Raw genomic sequence first — 17455 nt, forward strand, 5'->3', positions numbered from 1 at the left:
AAATCCTCCTTTATGTATCTATAAATTATATTAAACTTAAACATGCATCAACTATATATCCATTACTTTCAAGTTTTTCTTTTATCTCCTTTATATGATCTTTATTAAATGTTTCTAGAACTATTTCAACACCCTGAACTCCTAATTTAAAACTGCTAGAATGTTTTATAGTATTAACTGTTAATATATTTGCATTCATATCATAAATTAACTTTGTAAGATTTGATAAACCACCTGGTTTATCTTCTATCATTGTTCTAAACGAAAATCTTCTTCCTTCTTTTATTAATGCATTATCTATTATTCTCCATACCATATTTACATCTATATTCCCACCAGAGACTATAGCAACTATATTTTTTCCTTCTTCTTTTACTTTTCCACTAAGTATAGCAGCAGTAGATACTGCTCCTGATCCTTCTGCTACTATTTTACCCCTTTCCATTAAAAATAAAACAGCTTGAGCTATTTCATCTTCACTTACTGTAACTATTTCATCAACATATTTTTTTGCTATTTCAAATGTTAAATTTCCAGGAGTTTTAACAGCTATTCCATCTGCAATAGTAGTAGCTGAACAAAGCGTTACAACTTCATTATTGTCTAAGGATGCTTTCATTGATGCTGCATTTGAAGCTTCTACACCAATAATTTTAACATTTGGGTTGATTGATTTTGCAGCAACAGCTATTCCAGCTATTATTCCGCCTCCTCCTACTGGTACTAATATAACATCTACTTTATCTAAATCTTCAAATATCTCAAGAGCTATAGTTCCTTGACCTGCTATTACATATGGATCATCAAAAGGATGTAGGAAAGTTGCTCCTGTTTGACTTTGTATTTCACAAGCTTTTGCATAAGCATCATCATACACTGTTCCATTCAATACAACTTCGGCACCATATGATTTAGTAGCAGTAACTTTTGCTAAAGGTGCTGTTGATGGCATAACTATAGTAGCCTTTATTTTATTCATTTTTGCACCTAAAGCAACCCCTTGTGCATGATTTCCTGCACTTGATGCTATAACTCCTCTTGCCTTTTCTTCTTCACTTAAGTTTGCTATTTTATTATAAGCTCCTCTTATTTTGAAAGATCCTGTCTTTTGAAGGTTTTCAAGCTTTAAAAACACTCTTGCTTTACTCATTTTACTTAGATAACCACATTCAACTAAATCTGTTTTATGTACAACACCATTTAATACTTCTCTTGCCTTTTCGATATCTTTTAACGTTATATTTGTCACTTTTTTACACTCCTTGTAAAATAATATCCTAGTTTTATTTTATACACTTTATGGATATAATTCAACAGGAAAATGTTTTTTCGAAAAATTAAAATTTATTAAAGTACATAATTTTATATGCATAAAAAAGCTGGCGAGTACACTCACCAGCTTAATACTTAGACTATACCTTCTACACAATTGCAGTTTAAATTACATAACTTGTAAGTAAATCATTAAACGTCTGTCTTTTGCAAACTAATTTAATATCGTCATTATTAACAAATATTACTGCAGGCTTTAAAGCCATATTATAATTGCTTGCCATAGAATATCCATACGCTCCTGTAGAAAGTACCGCAATAGTATCTCCTTCTTCAAGTATAGGCAAGTATACATCTTTTATTAAAATATCTCCACTCTCACAGCACTTACCAGCTATTGTTACATTTTCTACTTTGTGTCCATATACTTTGTTAGCTACAACAAATTCATATTTAGCATCATAAAGTGCTGGCCTTATATTATCTGGCATTCCTCCATCAACAGCTACGTACTTTCTTACATTAGGTATTTTCTTTATAGCTCCTACTTTATATACTGTTATACCTGAGTTTGCAACTATAAATCTCCCTGGCTCTATAATCAAAGTTGGTACAGTCATATTAAGTTCATTAGCTCTTTTCTTTATTGATTGTAATATAACGCTAGTGTATTCTTGTATTTCTTTTGACTTATCATTTTCATTATAATAAACTCCAAATCCTCCGCCTAAATCTAATTCTTTTATTTGATACCCAAACTGTTCTAATATAGTCTTTGCTATATCCATCATAGTATAACTTAAATATTCATATGCTTTAGGATCAAATATTTGAGAACCAATATGGCAATGTATTCCTACAAGATCTATATTTTGTGATTTTATTGACTTTTCAACTGCTTTAATATATTCATTTTCAATCATAGAAAATCCAAACTTTGTATCTACGGATCCTGTCTTAATATACTTATGAGTGTTAACTTCAATACCAGGTGTTACCCTCAAAAGCACCTTAACTTTCTTGTTTTTTTGCATAGCTATTTTTTCAATAAGTTGTAGCTCTCTAAAATTGTCAACTACAAATCTACCAACACCTAAATCTATTCCCATAGATATTTCTTGTTCACTTTTATTGTTCCCATGAAACAATACATTTTCCATAGGAAATCCTGATGTATATGCAATATACAACTCTCCACCTGATACGACATCTAAACTTACTTTTTCTTCTTTTAAGATTTTGCACATATATGGAACTAAAAATGCCTTCCCTGCATATGCTACTATGTTTTTTCCATTTTCTCCAAAGTGATCTTTACATTTTCTTATATTTTCCCTTATTAGATTCTCATCGTATATGTATAGCGGTGTTTCATAAATATCTCCTAAATCAGATATTTTATATTTTCCTAAATAAAGTTGATTATTTTTAATATTATAATCTCCAAACAATCTCATTTTGATCACCTCTGTAAATTATTTGGCTAAAACTTTTCTATTTTTTGTAATAAAAAAAGAATGTAACAAAGGGTTTGCCTAAGTTACATTCTTATCTAGATAAGAATTGTAAGTATATGCTCAAATACTATATATTTTACACATATACACCTTAAACAAAACCTTTGTAGCTCTCCATTGAATACTCAATGACAGCCATATGCATATTCTACATACAGCCAGGAAATAAGTTCGCAGCTTATTTCCTTCGGCCACAATTCCTTTCACTTTACATCATCGCATGCCTGCTAAATAAAGTTACTCTTAATTGCAGCACCTCTACACAAGGTTTAATTTCCTATTAAATTTTTATAAAGTCTATTATACTACATTCTAATATATCATTGCAATATATTTTTATGAGGTTGCTAAATTTTTGATCGGTCTATATATAAATCCAAAAACTATATAAGATATTATAAGTTCTGGTAACAAATATGATCCATTATAAATTATAGAGTAAATCCAAGGATTTGTTCCTTCTGGTGCATATATTCCCCATACTATAGCTCCAGAAATAACATGAGATATAAACCTTAAGAATATTCCTAAAAATACACCTAAAAACATTCCTTTAGTACTTTTTCTTAATAAGCCTGAAAGCCCTAATACTCCGAAAGCAACTATATAATCAAACAGTATCGATAATATATGATAGGAATACTTAGGACCTAATATAAATTGTAGTATTCCATACACAACCCCAACTAAAAGTCCTGGCTTTATACCCCACCTAATTGAATAAACAATTATAGGAACCATACTAGCAGCTGTAACCGATCCCCCATAAGGTGCCTCAAATATTTTTATGTAGCTTAGGATTTGTGCAAGCGCTATCATAACACCTGCTTCAACTAACATTTTAGTTGATAAATTCTTCATTTTAATACCTCCCTTTAGTTTTAAATTTAGGAAGATATAGAAATTTTCACAAAATAAAAGTGCTGCACTCGATAAATGCAGCACTAAATATAGTCATTACAATTTCTATACTTCCTACGCTGGCATTACCCAGATCAGGTTCTAGGGTCGGAGTAACACAACTCCCTCTCAGCCAGATTAATCCAGCTCCCCTTTTGATATTTTGTTTTCATTAATTATTTTACCAAAAGTTTGTACTTTGATCAATATATATTATATATTAAAAAGAGTTATTATTAATTGATATACTAAAGGTATAAATATTGCTGGAAGCAAGTTTGCCAATTTTATCTTGAAATCTCCTAACATATTAAACCCTATACCCATTATAAGCAAACTTCCAACAGCACTCATTTGTGTTATAGTAGAGTCTATTAATATATTTTTCAAAAAAGATGCTCCTATGGTTATAATTCCTTGATATATAATTACTGATATAGCTGAAAACATAACACCTATTCCTAATGAAGACGAAAATATTATCGCAGTTAGTCCATCTATAGTTGATTTTGCATATAAAGTAGCATGATTTCCTGTAAGTCCGCTTTCTATAGATCCTACAATAGCCATAGCCCCTACACAGTAAATAAGAGTTGCTGTTATAAACCCTTGGGATATTCTTCCTACATTAAATCTTTTTTCTATATGATTTCCAAATTTATTTAATAATGCATCTATATCTAGTATCTCTCCTATTATAGCCCCTATAGCTATTGAAAATATCAAAAGTATTATGTTCGATGATTTCATCGCCCCTGATATTCCTATAAATATTACACTTAAAGCTAACCCTTTCATTAAAGTATCATTAAACTTATCAGGACTCAGTTTTTTTATAAGCTGTCCTATGATACTTCCTATTACTATAGCTACTGCATTTACAATTGTTCCTAACATTTTTTCACCCCTATTATAGAAATAAAGGAGCATTTATGCTCCCTTATTTTACAACTATATTAACTAATTTTTTAGGTACACCTATTACTTTTACTATTTGTTTTTCTTTTATCATCTCACTTATTTTATCGTCTTGTAAAGCTAATTTTTCCATATCTTCTTTTGATATATCAGCAGGCAAGTTTAGTTTTCCTTTTACTTTTCCATTTATTTGAACTACAACTTCTATTTCATCTTTTACTAGAGCTGTCTCATCATAAGATGGCCACTCGATATCATGAATACTTCCTTGTTTTCCTATAATTTGCCATAGTTCTTCAGCAACATGTGGTACAAATGGAGCTAATATAGTTATAATAATTTCTAATCCTTCTTTTAGTATTGAAGGATTTCTATCTTCTAATTCTTTATATTTGTACATATCATTAACTAGTTCCATTAAAGAAGATATTGCTGTATTAAAGTTAAATCTTCCTGATATATCTTCAGTTACCTTCTTTAATGTGCTATGGATTGAATATCTAATTTTTTTATCTTCTTTGCTTAATTCCTCTGTTTTAGAATCTACACAAACTACATTTTTAAGCTCATCTACTAGTCTATATACCCTATTTATAAATCTAAAACATCCTTCTACACCTTGATCTGACCATTCTAAATCTCTTTCTGGTGGAGCTGCAAACAGTACAAATAGTCTTGCTGTATCTGCACCATATTTTTCTATTATCTCTAGAGGACTTACAATGTTTCCTTTAGATTTTGACATTTTCGCTCCATCTTTTAAAACCATACCTTGTGTTAGTAAGTTGCTAAATGGCTCATCAAAATCTAACATTCCTAAGTCTCTTAATACTTTTGTAAAGAATCTTGAGTATAAAAGATGTAATATAGCGTGTTCTACTCCACCTATGTATTGATCTACCTGCATCCATTTATTAACTAATTCTTTAGAAAAAGGCTCTTTATCATTTTTTGGATCTATATATCTTAAGAAATACCAAGACGAATCTATAAAAGTATCCATAGTGTCTAAATCTCTTCTTCCCTTTTTGCCACACTTAGGACAAGGTGCTTGTGCAAATTCCTTAGAAGTGGCAAGAGGTGATTGTCCCTTTCCTGTAAACATTACATCCTTAGGTAAAACAACTGGAAGATCTTGTTCATTTACAGGAACAGCTCCACAATCATCACAATATATTATAGGTATAGGACATCCCCAATATCTTTGTCTTGATATAAGCCAGTCTCTAAGTCTGTAATTTACTGTTTTCTTACCTATTCCCATCTCTTGTAGTTTTTGTACAATTTTATCAAATGCTTCTTGGCTAGTTAGGTTATCAAACTCTCCTGAATTTATCATTATTCCATCTTCATTTATAACTTCAATTATATCTAGATTATATTTTTTAGCAAAATCATAATCTCTATCATCATGAGCTGGAACAGCCATTATAGCTCCTGTTCCATAGTCTACCATTACATAATTTGCTATATATATAGGTACTCTTTTACCTGTTATTGGGTTTATAGCATATTTACCTATAAATAATCCCTCTTTTTCAAGTTCTGTTGAGGATCTTTCTATTTCACTCATATGTTGAACTTTACTTACAAATTCATTAACCTTTTCTTCGTATTCCGTTCCCTTAACCATCTGTTTTACATATTCATGTTCAGGAGCAAGAACCATATAAGTTACTCCACATATAGTATCAGGTCTTGTTGTAAATATTTTTAATTTTTTATCAAAATCCTCTATCTCAAACTCTACTTCTGCTCCTATACTTTTACCAATCCAATTTTTTTGCATTAGTTTTACTTTTTCTGGCCATCCCTCAAGCTTATCAATATCATCTAAAAGCTCTTGGGCATAATCTGTTATCTTTAAATACCACTGCTCTAAGTCTCTCTTTGTAACTAAAGAATCACATCTTTCACATAAGCCACTTACTACTTGTTCGTTTGCTAAAACTGTTTCACAAGAAGGACACCAGTTAACAAATGATCTTTTTTTGTAAGCAAGGCCTTTTTCAAAAAATTTAATAAAAAGATATTGCGTCCACTTATAATAATCCGGAAGACAAGTTGCAACTTCTCTGTCCCAATCATAAGAAAATCCCAATAATTTAAACTGCTCTTTCATATCTTTTATATTTTCGATTGTCCACTTATCAGGTTTTGCTTGATTTTTTATTGCTGCATTTTCTGCTGGAAGCCCAAATGCGTCCCAACCCATAGGGTGAAGAACATTATATCCCCTCATTTTCATAAATCTAGCCACAACATCTCCTATAGAATAGTTTCTAACGTGGCCCATATGTATTTTCCCTGATGGATATGGAAACATCTCAAGAACATAGTATTTAGGCTTATCATTTTCTACTACTCTAAATGCTTTTTTCTCTTCCCACACCTTTTGCCATTTTTTCTCTATTTGAGCAAAATTATAATTTGACATAAGACACCTCCTAATAATTAATCAAAAAACTCCCGATCCCATTATCAGGGATAAGGAGTTATCAACTCTAATGACTTACATCAATCATCAAAGAGTCTTTCTCTTGAAAATACTCCAACTATCTTGTAAATATTATTATATTAAAATAAAAATTTTATATCAATACATTTTATAAAGATTGAATATCTTTGTAAGGAGCGTCTTTCCAAAGTCTTTCAAGATCATAAAATGCTCTTTCTTCTGAGTGAAATATATGAACCATAAAATCACCATAATCTAACAAGATCCATCTACAACTATTTTGTCCATCTTTTCTTTTTACAAATACTCCTTCTTCTTGAAGTTTTTCCTCAACATTATCAGCTATCGCTTTAACCTGTCTTTCAGAAGTTGCACTTGCTATTATGAAATAATCAGCTATAGATGTTATATTTTTAAGTTCTAACACAGCTATATCTTCTCCTTTTTTGTCATCTATAGCTTCGTATACTTTTTTCACTAATTGTTCTACATTATCCACCATTAAGCTACCTCCTTTAATAGTTGTAGTAAAAATTTTTTACTAATTCTTTTGTTTTTTCTTCATCATATTTATAATAAGCTACCCCACTTATCATCATTGGCTGACCAGGTAGTGTCGCTTTTTCTATTTCATTTGGATTTATTTTACTAGCAGCAAGAGCTAAAGATATCATATCTCTTTTTCTTAAATCTGTATCTACATATTTGTGAAGAGTTTCTATATAATTAGGAATTCTAACTATAGAAGAAGGACTTAGTACCTTTTTTATAAGAGCATCCATAAATTGTTGCTGTGCTCTTATTCTTCCTAAATCTTGATCTGGGTATCCTTTTCTGTATCTTAAAAATTGCATAGCTTTATTTCCATCTAAAACTTGGGTACCTTTTTTTAGGTCTATATAAAGAGGTGGATCAGCACTTGTATCTGTATACTTCATATCCATTGGAACATATACTTCTACTCCTCCTACATCATCAACTGTTTTAAATAAAGCTTGATAATCAACTTTTACATAATGATGAATAGGTATTCCTAATAAATCTTTTACTGTTTTAACAGCTAGATCAACTCCACCGTAAGCATGAGCATGATTTATTTTATCATATCCTCTTCTTCCTCTTATTCTCACTCTAGTATCTCTAGGTATCGAAAGTATAGATGCCTTATTTTCTTTAGGATTTAAACTTAATACCATTATGGTATCTGTTCTTATTCCTTTTTCATTTTTTCCATCCATACTATCTACGCCTAATAAAAGTACATTTACTATTTCATCTTTTTTTCTAGATTCCATTTCTAAAGATTCTTCAGAATATCCTAAAGAAGAATCTTCATTTTTTATTATCATGTATAATCCTGTACCAAATATCATAGTAAACGTTACAAACGAAAGCATAAATATTTTAAAGAAATGTTTCAATATCTTCACCCCTAATCTACTAACTTATCTAATATATAATTTCTAGCTTTTACAGTTATAGGATGGATAACTTTTTTTATTGAAATTACATATTTTATTGTGTTGTCAAAAGCCATTAAAAGCGATTTATCTAATCCTTCATTAAATGCTACATCTCTTAGTTTATCTACTCCTGGATAATCTCTATTTGGCTCTATAAAGTCAGCTATATAAATTATCTTTTCAAGTTTGGTCATATCTTCCTTGCCTGTAGTGTGATAAATTATAGAAGATAGTATATCTTCATCGTCTATTTTAAATACATCTTTACATACATAAGCCCCTATAATACCATGTGCTAGTTCAGGTTCCTTTATTTGTATTTGATCAAGATAAATATTATATTTTTTCACATAATACATCATTTGTTCTTTATCTAAACACTTTGCACAATCGTGAAGTAATCCAGCTATTTGAGCTTTATATATATCTTCTCCATATATTTTAGCAAGTTTTTTAGCAGTATCAGAAACTCCTATAGAATGAATCATTCTTTCTTGTGTTATCATATTTTTTAAAATATCTTGCATTTGCTTTATATTCATCTTCTCACCTATACAACTTATATTTATCTATATATTTTTCCACATCTTCAGGTAATAAATATTTTATTGTTTGAAAATTTTTTATTTTTTCTCTAAGCTCAGTAGAAGATATATCTAACAAAGGAACTTTCTCAAAAAATATTTGTGCATTGTATTTTTGTATAAAATAAGATACTTGATCTTTTACTTTTTCAAAAATAAAACCTGGTCTTGTAGCTCCTATAAATATCGCTTTTTGAAACAATCCTGAAACATCTTTCCAAGTTTCTATTTCACAAAGAGCATCTGCTCCTGTTATAAAATAAACTTTAGAGTGAGTATAAATTTGTTTAATCTCAGTTAAAGTATCTACAGTATAAGATTTTCCACCTCTTTGAATCTCTATATCAGATACGTAAAAATTTGAATTAGTATATGTTCCTAAAACACACATATTGTATCGATGTATTTTATCTATAACTAAGCTATAATTTTTATGTGGTGGATCTGATGAAGGTATAAAAATTATTTTATCAAGTTCAAACTTTTCTCTTATATGTTCTGCTGTAGATAAGTGTCCATAGTGAATTGGATTAAATGTACCACCCATAATACCTATTTTTTTCAACAAGTTTTTGTCTTTTAAGGTATTTAACCCTTTTTCCTTGTTAACTTTTAGAGCGTTTTTTAAGCTACTATCTATATCCGACACAAAAAAACACCTCTTTTGCAATCTACTAACTTATGACATTATACAACATTTTTTTATTAAATAAAAGTAAATAAACAATCTTTACTGCGCTTTTATAATATACTATAATCTTGACAAATATAATAGTATTGTTTGTTTTATACTTGAAACATATACCAAGGAAAAGGAGATATATTATGAATAAAATAACAAAACTAGAATTTCAAAAAAATAAAGAAAGAGTAAACATTTACATAGATGATAAATTTTTTATGGGAGTATACGCAGAAATAATTTATTCTTTAAACCTTAAGGTTGGTAAAGAAATAGATAGTTCAAATCTATTAAATTTAATAAGCAACGAAATGTATCTTAAAGCAAAGGATACTGCTTTGAAAATTTTGTCATCATCTTCTCAAAGCGAAAAAAACATAAGACAAAAACTTTTAAAAAAAGATTTTGAAGCTGAAATTATAGATAAAGTTATAAATTTCTTGAAAGAATATAATTTTTTAAATGATGAAGATTTAGCTAAAAGAATAGTCTCAGATAATATAAATTTAAATAAATATGGAAAAAACAAAATTAAATATAACCTTGTAAATAAAGGTATAGATGAAAAAACTATCTCTAAAACACTTTGCGAAATGGTAGATGAAGATGTTGAATTTGAAAATGCTATGTATCTTGCTAAGAAAAAACTCGAAAAAATTAAAGATACTGATAAAAATAAAGTGTATAAAAAATTAGCCTATCATCTTTCATATAAAGGTTTTGATTTTGAGATAACTAAAAGAGTTATCAAAAAACTTTTAAAATATGATTTATATGAATAAGATTATCACAAATCACCTTTCACTATACAATAATATTATAAAGCTAAGTGAGGTGATTTTTTTGAATATAGTTAATACAAAAACTAATTACACTTATGAAATTCTTGAAAAAGATATATATAATTTAAAAAACAAATATGATTTTTTAAAAGTATTTATTTTAGGAAAAAGTGTACTTGGAAGAAATTTATACTGTATTAAAATCGGAAAAGGCCCAAACAAAGTCTTTTATAATGCAGCTCATCATGCTCTTGAATGGATAACTACCCCTGTTTTAATGAAATTTATAGAAAGCTTTTGTTATGCATACTCAAATAATAAAACTATAAAAAAATATAATATAAAGGATATATACAATCAAAGTAGTATATATATAGTTCCTATGGTAAATCCTGATGGAATAGATTTAGTTATTAATGGACTTAAAAAAGATAATCCATATTATGAAGATTTAATTAAATGGAACAAAGGTAATAATGATTTTTCTAAAAACTGGAGTTCTAATATACGAGGAGTTGATCTAAATCACAATTATGATGCTTCTTGGCATCTTTCTAAAAAATATGAATCTAAGTATAACATACATGGTCCAGGACCTACTAGGTATTCTGGTGAGTATCCTGAATCTGAACCTGAAACTAAAGCTTTAGCTAATTTTTGTAGAAAACATAACTTTGAACTTGTTCTTGCTTATCATAGTCAAGGTGAAGTTATATATTGGAATTATATGAATCTAGCTGATGAAAGATCTAAAAAAATCGCTAATATACTATCAAAATGTAGTAATTATTATTTAGATCAAGCTCAAGGGATTTCATCTGTTGGTGGATTCAAAGATTGGTTTATAGAAAAATATAGAAAACCCGGATATACAATAGAAGTAGGTAAAGGGAAAAATCCTCTTCCTATATCTCAATTTGACAAAATATATAGCGATAATGAAGAGTTATTAATTTTGGCTTCTTTAGTTACAACAAAAAACTACCCTCTTTAATTGGGTAGTTTTTGACTTATTTAGGAAACTGTATTATTTGTTTTTCTCTGTTTTTTTTGTATATAGTAAACTTTGAGCCTATAGCTTGAACAAATTCACCTCTTACAAGTCTTGCAACTTCATTTGCAGTTTCTTTTACATCAAGACCACTATTTTCTAATACATGTACCTTTACTAGTTCTCTAGCTCTTAAAGCATCATCTAATTGCTTTAAGAAGGCATCAGTTACTCCTTCTTTTCCTATTTGAGTTATAGGTTTTATTCCGTTAGCTAAAGATTTTAAATATGCTCTTTGCTTTCCAGTCAACATTTTTACGCCTCCAATTACTCATAATATTCAAATTCTAGATCATATATCTTAACTAAATCTCCATCCTGTACTCCTAATTGTCTCAATTTATCGAATATTCCTTTCTTTTCCATGATCTTTTGGAAATACTGTAAAGATTCCATATCTTCAAAGTTTATAGAATAAAGAAGTCTTTGTAATTCTTTGCCTTCTACTATATAAACTCCATCTTCTAATCTAACTGTTATTTCTTCAACAACATTTTCTTTTAAGTCTTCTTTCATCATTTCTTCTTCAGATATAATTTGTATATCTTCTACTTCTTTTAATAAGTTAGCAACATAATTAATTACATCATCTACACCTTCTCTAGTAGCTGCAGACATTGCAAAAACTTTATATCCTCTAGATTCGATTTCTTGTTTAAATATTTCATAATCGTCCTTAGAATCTAATAAATCAATTTTATTAGCTACTACTACCTGAGGTCTTGAAGCCAATTTTTGATTATATTTTTTTAATTCATCATTTATTTTCTCAAAGTCATCTATCGGATCTCTCCCTTCCATTCCAGATATATCTACTATATGAATTAAAACTTTAGTTCTTTCAACGTGCCTTAAAAAATCATGGCCAAGACCTACTCCTTCGCTTGCTCCCTCTATTAGTCCAGGTATATCTGCAAGAACAAAACTATCCCCATATTTAGTCTGAACTACCCCAAGATTTGGAGTTAAAGTTGTAAAATGATAATTTGCAATTTTAGGCTTTGCACTTGTTACAATAGATAAGAAAGTTGACTTACCTACATTAGGAAATCCTAATAACCCTACATCAGCTATTAGTTTAAGCTCTAATATTATCCATCTTTCTTCTCCTTCTCTTCCTGCTTCTGCAAATGTAGGAGCTTGTCTTACAGATGTTGTAAAGTGATTATTACCTCGTCCTCCTTTGCCACCTCTTGCAACTACAGCTTTATCTTTGTGATTTTTAAGATCTGCTATAACAAGATTAGTTTCTTCATCTCTTATAATAGTTCCAGGTGGCACTTTAAGAACTAAGTCTTCTCCTGACTTTCCATGCTTACTTTTACTTTTTCCATCTTCTCCTGATGAAGCTACGTATTTAGTTTTATATTTAAAGTCCATCAAAGTTCTAAGACCTTCATCAACTTCAAATATAACACTTCCTCCTCTTCCACCATCTCCTCCATCAGGTCCTCCTGCTGGTACATACTTTTCTCTTCTAAATGCTACTGCTCCATTTCCACCTTTTCCGCCTTTTACGAATATCCTTGCCTTATCTATAAACATAATATCACCCTCTAGCTTAAATGAGCTTCATAAATAATACATCTATCCTTAAAAAACACTCCGTTAAAATTTTCAAGACTGCTTCTTAATTTAGACATAACACTATCATCATATATTTCTGTCTTAAATATAAATCTATCTTTATCTTCCTGTATATAAAATATTTGTTCCTCAAAATATAAATTAGTATACATACACTGTATTATTATATTTATAATTTTTTCAAAAGAAGATACAATAACATCTAAATTTTTATCTACTATATCTTCCTTACTACAACAGCTATAAACGTCAAAATCTATACTAATTCCAAGATTACTAGCTTCCTTAAACTTATCACATAGCATAAGATAAAGCTCAAGACAGTTTAGATTTGATAATTTGCTGATTATTTTAGCGTTTTTGCTACATTTATTTATATATTCAATAGCTTTATCCATTTTGTTTAGTCTTATGTATCCATATATAATTTGAATTTCATTTAAAAAATCATGTCTTTGTTCTCTTAATATTTTTTCTATCAATTCCCAATAATGTAGTTTAATTTCATAGTCTTTATTCAATTTATATACCCCCTAACGACCAACCTATTATATATTCTACATGACAAAGGGGTTTTCCTTTTTATTTAGCATGCATTAGAAAAGGAGTGTCTTAAGACACTCCATTTTATTATTCATTAACAGCAACTGGATATATGCTAACTTGCTTTCTTTTCTTATCTTTTCTTTCGAATTTAACAACTCCGTCTACTAAAGCAAATAACGTATCGTCTCCGCCTCTTCCTACGTTATTTCCTGGATGTATTTTAGTTCCTCTTTGTCTTACTATTATACTTCCAGCAGTAACTAGTTGTCCATCAAATCTTTTAACTCCTAATCTTTTTGCTATAGAGTCACGTCCGTTTTTAGAAGAACCTACTCCTTTTTTACTTGCAAATAATTGAAGGTCTATTCTTAATATCATAACTACACCTCCTTCTCATATAACTTTACAAAAGAAGGGTACCCTTCTTTTATATTTTTTATGCCGAGAACCATAGTCTCAAGCACTGCATCGGCTTGAAGCCTTTTTTGCTTATCTAATTCAAAAGGAAGTTTACAGTGTAGATATCCGCTATCAATTTTAAAATCACATTTTATATTTAAATAATCGCAAAGTCCGATTATAACTGTTTGAGATAAAGCCGAAACTGCAGCACAAACTATGTCTTCTCCGTGTTGAGCATAATTTGCATGACCTTTTATCTCAAACTCAAATATCTGTCCTTTTGAATCTCTCCTTATAACTGCCTTAATCATATACTTATGCGTTTATTTTTTCTATAACTATCTTAGTATATGGTTGACGGTGTCCTTGTTTTCTTCTGTAGTCTTTTTTAGGCTTGTACTTGAAAACTATTATTTTCTTTCCTTTGCCTTGCTCTAAAACTTTAGCATCAACTTTTGCTCCATCAACTACAGGGTTTCCAACAACAAGATTTCCATCTTTTGAAACAGCTAATACTTTATCTAAAGTTACAACATCTCCTTCATTAGCTTGTAACTTTTCAACAAATAAAGTATCTCCTTCTTGAACTCTGTACTGTTTTCCACCTGTCTCAATTATTGCGTACATTCTTCGCACCTCCTCAATCCAGTCTCGCCAAATCTAGGTACCTTATTAGGATTTTCAACCTGATCTGTGCGGCTACCTACAGATATAAATAATATCAAAAAATAGTATATGTGTCAATTGATTTTATTTTTAATATTAGTATAAAAATTATATAACTTCACAAAATAAACATGCACTTAAAAGATATTAAAAGGAGGATGTTAAAATGCAAAACTTTCAAAATAATACTATGACAAATAATACTATAAGTAGAGTTTCTTGTTCTGTTTCAACTTGTGCGTACAATCAAAATTCTCAGTACTGTACAGCTCCATCAATTCAAATAAAAGCTCATAACGCATCAACTGCAGAAGAAACAGACTGTGCTACATTTGTTAAAAGATAGTAAAAGGGGATAGTTTTATCCCCTTAACACTGCTTTTATCTCAGAATCTTTGCACTCTTTTAAAGTGATATTTATATTATTTTCTTTCTTGAGCTTTTCTATCCTATCTAAGCTGTGCACAGTTAAATTTTCATATAAATAGTATGGAATTTCAAAGGTAACACTATTAAGTGATGTATGGTTTTTTATTCTTTTTATTTCTTTTTCTATATAATCTAAAACGCTATAAATCGAATCTACTTTTCCACTGCCCTTACAGATTGGACAACTCATCTTGAAATAGTCTTGCAAAGAATTTTTAGTCTTTCTTCTTACTATCTCAACAAGCCCTAGATTTGTAAGTCCTTGTACACTTGCTCCTATTTCTAATAAAGATTTAGATAAAATATCTATTAAGCTGTGTTTGTACTTTTCACTTTGCATATCTATAAAATCTACTATTATTATCCCACTTATATCTCTTAGCCTTATTTGTTTTACTATCTCATGTGCAGCTTCGCAATTAACCTTAAATACTGTTTTATCTAGTTCTAAATCTCCTGTAAATTTTCCAGTATTTACATCTATGACTGTTAGTGCTTCAGTTTTGTCTATTACTATATATCCTCCACCTTTTAAATAAACTTTTTTATCTAAAAGATTCTTAATTTTATTATTTATATTGTAATACTCAAATATATCTATAGGCTCATCAAAATATTTTACCTTTGATACATATGACGGATTTATTGTTTTAATTAATTGTTTTATTTGTAGATATTTTTCATTATCATTTATTACTATTTCATCTAATTGATCATTTAATGTATCTCTTATCGTTTTTGATATAATATCAACATCTTCAAATAAAAGTTTAGGGCCCATACCTAAGTTGTAATTTATTTTTATATCTTCCCAAATCTTAATTAAATCTTTAAATTCATTTTCTAGGTCTGTTTTTTCTGTTCCAACTGCCTGAGTTCTTATTATAACTCCTTTATCATCTGGTTTTATCTTAGAGATTATATCTTTTAACCTAGTTTTTTCTTCTTCACATTTTATTTTGTTTGAAATTCCTATCTTATTATCGTTACAAACTAAAACTAAATTTCTTGATGGTATACTTATTTCAGTAGTAAGTTTAGGCCCCTTTGTTAAAGTCCCTTCTTTTTTAATTTGAACTAAAATATCTTGTCCTTGTTTTATTTGTGAATTTTTCGCTAGTGGTAAGTATCCACTTTTTTGTGTACCTATATCTATGAAGGCTGCTTCCATTCCCTTTAAGATTTTTTCGACTTTTCCTCTATATATATTGCCTGCTATGCTTTTATTATCAATATTTTCAACAAATATTCCTTCTATTTGATTATTATTTAAATAAACTATTTTTTGCTGTATAGATCCACAATTTATAATTAATGATCTCAAACTACCACATCCTAAATAGGTGTAACCAATTTTCCATTTTTAAAAGTATAAAAGTCTTTTCTTGTTATAAATATATTATCTGCTTCTATTTCAGATGTTTCAAGTAATTTATCTACTAGTATATTTACCTTTAAATTGTTTTCCGAACTAGAAGATACTAATGTATCTAGTTTAACTATATCATCTTCATACGAAATTACATTTAATTTATATATCATAGGCCTTATATTCAAATCTACAAGTTTTCCTTTTTTATTTTCTTTAGTAAATATTATTTCATCTTTATTCATAAATTCATCTACACTAGATTTTATATCATCTAATGTATACTTTTTATTTAATTTAAGTTCTATTATATAACTTGCACAAGTTATAGTCTTCATTAATGAAGGAGCATTTTCATCTATATATTTAGCTTGTACAAATTTAAGGCCATCTGGCAAAACACTGTTTATTTTTTGTATAAATACATCTTCTTTTATTTTTTCAGCTATGTCTATATCAACATATTCTCCTAAGCTAGCTACCCCTAGTGAGAGTGCTTGTCCAAATGATATTTTAGGATGCGGATTAAACCCTTGGCTAAAATTTATCTTTATCCCTGCTATTCTAAATGCTCTATCTAATAATCTTAATACATCTAAATGTGATATATATATCATATCTTTCTGTTTTATAAATTTGCATCTTATTAAAGGCATTAACACATCCGTTACAGAAAACTTATAAAACTTTATAAAGTTTTTATCAAACCTTATAAAAGTTTATGTTTCCTTCCTTATTCATCGTGTCCAGTTTCGAAAAATCTACTCCTGTTTATTTAACACTCCGAAGGCTTAAATTCCCGACTAACGAATCGGTACATATCAATAAT

At 29.1% G+C, this 17455-nt stretch carries 20 protein-coding genes and 2 riboswitches; of the genes, 3 read left to right on the forward strand and 17 right to left on the reverse strand.

The genetic code is table 11. The annotated features are described in order from the left end of the window. Positions 1-25: 25 nt before the first annotated feature. The 9 genes from ilvA to nadD form a co-directional block, all read right to left on the reverse strand. Positions 26-1249 (reverse strand): threonine ammonia-lyase, encoded by a 1224-nt coding sequence (gene ilvA / locus JWYL7_RS06110; protein ID WP_066070452.1) that lies wholly within the window; start codon positions 1247-1249, stop codon positions 26-28. A 187-nt stretch (positions 1250-1436) separates the two neighbouring features. Continuing rightward, the gene (gene lysA, locus JWYL7_RS06115; protein WP_066070455.1) at positions 1437-2729 is read right to left on the reverse strand and encodes a diaminopimelate decarboxylase; all 1293 of its coding nucleotides are present in this window, start codon (positions 2727-2729) and stop codon (positions 1437-1439) included. Between the two features lie 159 nt (positions 2730-2888). Continuing rightward, a riboswitch (Lysine riboswitch) is annotated at positions 2889-3058 on the reverse strand. Positions 3059-3125: 67 nt separating this feature from the next. Next, positions 3126-3650 (reverse strand): energy-coupled thiamine transporter ThiT, encoded by a 525-nt coding sequence (gene thiT, locus JWYL7_RS06120; protein ID WP_066070458.1) that lies wholly within the window; start codon positions 3648-3650, stop codon positions 3126-3128. Positions 3651-3743: 93 nt separating this feature from the next. Continuing rightward, positions 3744-3853: riboswitch (TPP riboswitch) on the reverse strand. Positions 3854-3902: 49 nt separating this feature from the next. Next, the gene (locus JWYL7_RS06125) at positions 3903-4586 is read right to left on the reverse strand and encodes a DUF554 domain-containing protein (RefSeq protein ID WP_066070461.1); all 684 of its coding nucleotides are present in this window, start codon (positions 4584-4586) and stop codon (positions 3903-3905) included. Positions 4587-4629: 43 nt separating this feature from the next. Continuing rightward, the gene (leuS, locus tag JWYL7_RS06130) at positions 4630-7044 is read right to left on the reverse strand and encodes a leucine--tRNA ligase (protein WP_066070463.1); all 2415 of its coding nucleotides are present in this window, start codon (positions 7042-7044) and stop codon (positions 4630-4632) included. A gap of 169 nt (positions 7045-7213) precedes the next feature. Next, positions 7214-7567 (reverse strand): ribosome silencing factor, encoded by a 354-nt coding sequence (gene rsfS, locus JWYL7_RS06135; protein ID WP_083528311.1) that lies wholly within the window; start codon positions 7565-7567, stop codon positions 7214-7216. 13 nt (positions 7568-7580) lie between these two features. Then, complete coding sequence (locus JWYL7_RS06140) at positions 7581-8486, reverse strand: LCP family protein (RefSeq protein ID WP_331721897.1); 906 nt, start codon at positions 8484-8486, stop codon at positions 7581-7583. Between the two features lie 11 nt (positions 8487-8497). Next, positions 8498-9070: a bis(5'-nucleosyl)-tetraphosphatase (symmetrical) YqeK gene (gene yqeK / locus JWYL7_RS06145; RefSeq protein WP_066070466.1), complete on the reverse strand. Its 573-nt coding sequence runs from the start codon at positions 9068-9070 to the stop codon at positions 8498-8500. A 4-nt stretch (positions 9071-9074) separates the two neighbouring features. Beyond that, entirely contained in the window at positions 9075-9761 is a 687-nt protein-coding gene (gene nadD, locus JWYL7_RS06150) for a nicotinate-nucleotide adenylyltransferase (RefSeq protein WP_083528313.1), read from the reverse strand. Positions 9762-9937: 176 nt separating this feature from the next. On the opposite strand from nadD, the gene recX reads away from it, so the two are divergent. Together recX and JWYL7_RS06160 are read left to right on the forward strand one after the other, a co-directional pair. After that, positions 9938-10576: a recombination regulator RecX gene (gene recX / locus JWYL7_RS06155; RefSeq protein WP_066070469.1), complete on the forward strand. Its 639-nt coding sequence runs from the start codon at positions 9938-9940 to the stop codon at positions 10574-10576. A 61-nt stretch (positions 10577-10637) separates the two neighbouring features. After that, complete coding sequence (locus JWYL7_RS06160; protein WP_066070472.1) at positions 10638-11570, forward strand: M14 family metallopeptidase; 933 nt, start codon at positions 10638-10640, stop codon at positions 11568-11570. 16 nt (positions 11571-11586) lie between these two features. Here JWYL7_RS06160 and yhbY read toward each other — a convergent pair whose 3' ends face one another. The 6 genes from yhbY to rplU form a co-directional block, all read right to left on the reverse strand. Continuing rightward, complete coding sequence (yhbY, locus tag JWYL7_RS06165) at positions 11587-11880, reverse strand: ribosome assembly RNA-binding protein YhbY (protein ID WP_066070475.1); 294 nt, start codon at positions 11878-11880, stop codon at positions 11587-11589. 14 nt (positions 11881-11894) lie between these two features. Beyond that, the gene (gene obgE, locus JWYL7_RS06170; RefSeq protein WP_066070478.1) at positions 11895-13172 is read right to left on the reverse strand and encodes a GTPase ObgE; all 1278 of its coding nucleotides are present in this window, start codon (positions 13170-13172) and stop codon (positions 11895-11897) included. 11 nt (positions 13173-13183) lie between these two features. Continuing rightward, positions 13184-13735 carry a Spo0B domain-containing protein gene (locus tag JWYL7_RS06175; RefSeq protein ID WP_066070482.1) on the reverse strand — a complete coding sequence of 184 codons (552 nt, stop codon included), beginning with the start codon at positions 13733-13735 and terminating at the stop codon, positions 13184-13186. 109 nt (positions 13736-13844) lie between these two features. Beyond that, the gene (gene rpmA, locus JWYL7_RS06180; protein WP_066072419.1) at positions 13845-14135 is read right to left on the reverse strand and encodes a 50S ribosomal protein L27; all 291 of its coding nucleotides are present in this window, start codon (positions 14133-14135) and stop codon (positions 13845-13847) included. Between the two features lie 5 nt (positions 14136-14140). Further along, entirely contained in the window at positions 14141-14473 is a 333-nt protein-coding gene (locus tag JWYL7_RS06185) for a ribosomal-processing cysteine protease Prp (protein WP_066070485.1), read from the reverse strand. Between the two features lie 4 nt (positions 14474-14477). Next, a complete protein-coding gene (gene rplU / locus JWYL7_RS06190) occupies positions 14478-14789 on the reverse strand; it encodes a 50S ribosomal protein L21 (RefSeq protein WP_066070488.1) in 312 nt (103 codons plus the stop codon). Positions 14790-14994: 205 nt separating this feature from the next. On the opposite strand from rplU, the gene JWYL7_RS06195 reads away from it, so the two are divergent. Beyond that, positions 14995-15174: a DUF1540 domain-containing protein gene (locus JWYL7_RS06195; RefSeq protein WP_066070490.1), complete on the forward strand. Its 180-nt coding sequence runs from the start codon at positions 14995-14997 to the stop codon at positions 15172-15174. A gap of 15 nt (positions 15175-15189) precedes the next feature. On the opposite strand, the gene JWYL7_RS06200 is transcribed toward JWYL7_RS06195, so the two are convergent. Both JWYL7_RS06200 and JWYL7_RS06205 read right to left on the reverse strand, forming a co-directional pair. Continuing rightward, positions 15190-16581 carry an Rne/Rng family ribonuclease gene (locus JWYL7_RS06200; protein WP_066070493.1) on the reverse strand — a complete coding sequence of 464 codons (1392 nt, stop codon included), beginning with the start codon at positions 16579-16581 and terminating at the stop codon, positions 15190-15192. Positions 16582-16592: 11 nt separating this feature from the next. Further along, positions 16593-17282, reverse strand: a complete 690-nt coding sequence (locus tag JWYL7_RS06205; RefSeq protein WP_066070496.1) for a TIGR03936 family radical SAM-associated protein — start codon at positions 17280-17282, stop codon at positions 16593-16595. Positions 17283-17455 lie beyond the last annotated feature (173 nt).

It is taken from the genome of Alkalithermobacter thermoalcaliphilus JW-YL-7 = DSM 7308, assembly GCA_001584565.1.
GTDB classification, from domain to species: domain Bacteria; phylum Bacillota; class Clostridia; order Peptostreptococcales; family Peptostreptococcaceae; genus Alkalithermobacter; species Alkalithermobacter thermoalcaliphilus.